Source organism: Chitinophaga sp. (assembly GCF_036566945.1).
In the GTDB taxonomy this organism is placed as follows: domain Bacteria; phylum Bacteroidota; class Bacteroidia; order Chitinophagales; family Chitinophagaceae; genus Chitinophaga.
This window is the reverse complement of the sequence record NZ_DATCVJ010000516.1, coordinates 1-4,132: the sequence shown is the minus strand read 5'-3', so window position 1 is coordinate 4,132 and position 4,132 is coordinate 1. Positions and strand designations below refer to the sequence as shown.

Here is a 4,132-nt window from a genome sequence, read left to right as displayed (position 1 = left end):
CTAACAGCTAAGGATATACGATTATTTCAATTTAGACATCTCTCTACTTAACCTGTAATCGACCATTCCATTGAAATTGTTAAGCGGCCTGCCAGTCGGTAAAGCGGTTCGCAACCCGTTCACCGTTTCTGTATTTACTTGTGCCACTCTTGCTGTTGGGAAGGCGCCGGTATTAATATAACTCATGATCTTTTTAAGATTATCATCATCGGCGGTAGCTCCCCATGGAACATTCACATAGTCTGTCGCTGCTTTATCTACGTCAATACCGGTATAATAGTCTCCTACTCCCTGGGCATTATGTGTGGCAAAGTTAATGGCGTAAAGATCAGCCAGGTATTTTACAGAGCCTGAAGGATTATAGGCTGAGATATTGAAATCGATAAATCCTACCGGCTTACCATATGTTTTTTCTCCTACCAGCAATACTTTCAGGTAAGGCTTCAGATTATTAAGTGTTAGCTCACTAGCGGAGGCAGTATTGCCGCTGGTGATGAAAAACACATTGTCGAGTGACAAACCGCCAGTGCTGGCCGGGAATTTAACCGTTTCTGTTAGTCCCGTAGCCTTCAGGTTTGCCATGATCTTATCATTGTACTGGTAAGTATACATGGTTTTACCTGCTGCTGATGCCGGTGCGATGGCACTATCCAGGTATTCTGCGGTGGTGGTGGATCCCCCTCCGTTGTACCGTAAATCAACAATCAGGCTTTTAATGCCGGCGGATTTGAATTTGGCAAATGTTTGGTCCAGTGCCGTCTTGGTGTAAGTAGCCTGTCCTTTGTCGTTGAAGGTGCTGGCAAAGGTATACAGACCAAAGTACCCAACTTTCTTATTATTCGCTGCCGTGTATACGGTATCAAATAACACCGGGTTGATACTATATGCCACGGGATTGAGTGTAGCTGTGAAGGTTGTTTTATCAGCCCTAGTTACCCCCAGCGTTACTGTGGAAGTGGAAGCCATGATAGCATTGTACACAAACTGCAATGACGAATTGGTATTTGTAAAGGAAGTCGTCCCGTTTACCGAGGTAATTTCACAGCCTCTATCAATACCTGCTTTACCTGCAGGGCTGTTCTTATCCGCATACAATACAAAAAGTCGTACCTGATTACTGGTACTGGAAGTCAATACTGGTGCATATTCTAACCCAAAATCACTGGTGGTAGCCGAAAAAGTACTGGAGGAGATCCCATTCATGAGCTTATTCGTCAGCGTACCATTTCTGTCGAGGAAACTGTAGCGATCGTACGAATTGGTTCTTTTCATTACTGCCAGCAACGTATCCGCATTGGGATAGCTACTGCTAAATGGGTCCAGCTTGGGCACGGATGAATACCAGTAGTAGGTAGGTAATCCGGTAGCCAGGTTACGGCCACCATCTCCATAAGTCACCTGCATGATCTGGTACATGAGGTATTTGAGCGAGTCTTCTGCCAATGCGGAAGAGAGCTGCGTGGTATCCCCTGTGGATGGCGCCGGTGACGGATTATTGTCTTTATGACAAGACATAAAAATACCTGCACAGAAAGCGCCGGCCAGTATGGCTTTAGTTCCCGTAGAAAACAGTTTGTTATACATAAAAACGGTTAAGACAAATTTCAGCAGTGTGCAGACTAATGAGTAGCCAGAGTTTGTCTGGTCCAGAAGTCAGCAGAATAATACAAGGCGAAATGATCTGCGTATTCCCCGGGCATTGGTGGCGCCTCCCCTTTGGCACGCTTAGCCTCCAATTCTTTTTTATCCTCTCTCTTCATCGCATTCACCTTAAAATGATAGGCAATGGGTTTATCTGCTGCCACCGCTGTTATACCCAGCGTCTTGAGCGGAATAGCCAGTTCACAAACCAGGTTACCGGAAGCTTCAAAAGAAGCAGCTGACTGAATACCAAACGTATTATGCACCGGAATATTGCCACTTGGGATGCTGTCAAACCCATCGACCTTTATTTCTTTCAAATTAGCCAGGATCTGTTTTTTCAATTCTCCGGCAATCAATGCCCGGGAAGCCTCCGGTACGTCCGGTGCGCCTGTATTTACATTTTCCGTGAGCGGAAAAGTAACGGAAGCTCCACCTTTCTTTTTACCAGTTGCATTCAGCGAAATCGTAAGACCGGACCGCATAATTTTCTGCTGGCTTTGCGGGTCAGGCACACTAACGATTACGTATATATTTTCCTGATCGTTGGCTATGGTGTAAAATAACTTAGTAACGTTGTTATAAAACTGCAGGGGTTTAGGCCATTCTGTGGCCTGTCCGTCAACTTTCATGTTGGCCGGGGCCCATTTATTTGGTTCACTATCTTGTGCGGAAGCATTAACATATAACAAAAGCCCGGCTATTAACCCCGCTCCTGTTATCAGTGCCCTGTTCATATTCATGTGCTAATTTTTTCAGTTGCAGTACAAGGTTAACAAACAATTTTCAAAATATGCTCAAAAAAAGCATATATGAGGAAAAAGAATCGGTGAATAAGGAGATAACGCGGGTGAATAATTATTTGTTCAGCTGTTTTATCAGCACATCTACCATCTTCTCCCAGAAAACAAAAAAGCAGGGAATCATCCCTGCTTTTTTGAAAATATGCTCTCAAAACTGCCTAGTACAGCAATCTTGTCTTAATCGTATGTTCTACTTCTTTCAGCAATGCAAGTGCTTCCTGAGATAGTTTCGTATCTACGTCCAGCACCACATAACCAATCTGGTCGTTGGTTTTCAGGTACTGACCGAGGATATTGATTTTATTGGCAGATAAAGCCGTATTGATAGCTGACAACACGCCTGGTACGTTCTGGTGAATATGCAGAATGCGGTGGGTGTTTTCAATAGGCGGTACGCTGATAGAAGGAACAGTATGAGAACCGAAGCTGGCACCCTTTTCCAGGTAGTTGAGCATTTTGCTGCTCACATCCAGACCGATGTTGTGCTGCGCTTCTTCTGTGCTGCCACCGATATGTGGTGTTAAAATTACGTTTGATAATTTTTGCAGTGGTGTGCTGAATGCGGCGCCATTCTTTTCAGGTTCTACCGGGAATACGTCAATCGCTGCACCGGATAACTGTCCGTTTACCAGTGCATCTCTCAGCGCTTCGAGGTCTACTACTTCGCCACGTGCATAGTTAATAAAAATAGCACCTGGTTTAGCATCTGCCAGCACTTCCGCCGTGATCATGTTAGCGGTTGTTTTACTGGAAGGTACGTGCAGGGAAATGATATCTGACTTACCAAAGAGTTCTTTCAGGCTACGGATCTGTTCTGCGTTCCCTAAAGGTAATTTGGTTTCCGCATCATAATAGATGACGTTCATGCCCATCCCTTCTGCGAGTACACTCACCTGGCTGCCAATGTTACCATAGCCTACTATACCCAATGTTTTACCTCTGAGTTCATAGCTACCGGTAGCTTCTTTCATCCAGATACCGTTATGGGCAGCTGCGTTTTTATCTACAATACGGCGAATCAGGATAATAGACAAGCCTATAACCAGTTCAGCTACTGAGCGGGTGTTGGAATAAGGTGCGTTGAATACTGCCACCCCGTGTTCTGTCGCCGCTTTCAGGTCTACCTGGTTAGTACCTATACAAAAACAACCAATCGCCTGCAGCTTCCTGGCCGATTCCAGTACTTTGCGCGTTACCTTGGTTTTAGAACGAATGCCCAGAAGGTGCACATCCTTGATCTCATTGATCAGATCGTCTTCACTCAGAGCGCCCGACAACTTGCGCACATGATACCCTGCGGTGGTAAATTCTGCTACCGCGGCATCACTGATATTCTCTAATAATAAAATGCTGATCTTCTCTTTCGGATAACTTGTCGACTTTTGCTGGTCCATAATATTATACTAAATTATATGTGTATCTACGTGTTGCAATTGGCTTAATAATTGCTGATAGCGGGGAAACAAGGCACAAACCTACTCGATGTTGGGGAATATTCAAATAGTAGTGTAATCAAATTCGATTTTATCAAAAAAACGCGCTTCTCAGACGTATTTTTTTAAGTTTTTTCAGCATTTCAGCTTAAAAACCAATTAAAAGGATTTGAAAACCCGCTATTTATTTGGCAGTCTTTTACTTTGGGCATAAATTTAGCGCTTTGTATTTTTTAAGGGTCATATTGAATCAAG

General features: G+C 44.1%; 3 protein-coding genes. All 3 read right to left on the bottom strand.

Features of this window, described 5'->3' with window-relative positions; translation table 11 throughout:
• Positions 1–21 precede the first annotated feature (21 nt).
• The 3 genes from VIP81_RS15715 to serA all read right to left on the bottom strand — a co-directional run bounded on the left by VIP81_RS15715 (position 22) and on the right by serA (position 3,838).
• Positions 22–1,584 (bottom strand): S41 family peptidase, encoded by a 1,563-nt coding sequence (locus VIP81_RS15715; protein WP_331962600.1) that lies wholly within the window; start codon positions 1,582–1,584, stop codon positions 22–24.
• Between the two features lie 35 nt (positions 1,585–1,619).
• Entirely contained in the window at positions 1,620–2,384 is a 765-nt protein-coding gene (locus VIP81_RS15710) for a hypothetical protein (protein ID WP_331962597.1), read from the bottom strand.
• Positions 2,385–2,602: 218 nt separating this feature from the next.
• Positions 2,603–3,838: a phosphoglycerate dehydrogenase gene (gene serA / locus VIP81_RS15705; protein ID WP_331962594.1), complete on the bottom strand. Its 1,236-nt coding sequence runs from the start codon at positions 3,836–3,838 to the stop codon at positions 2,603–2,605.
• Between the last annotated feature and the right edge of the window lie 294 nt (positions 3,839–4,132).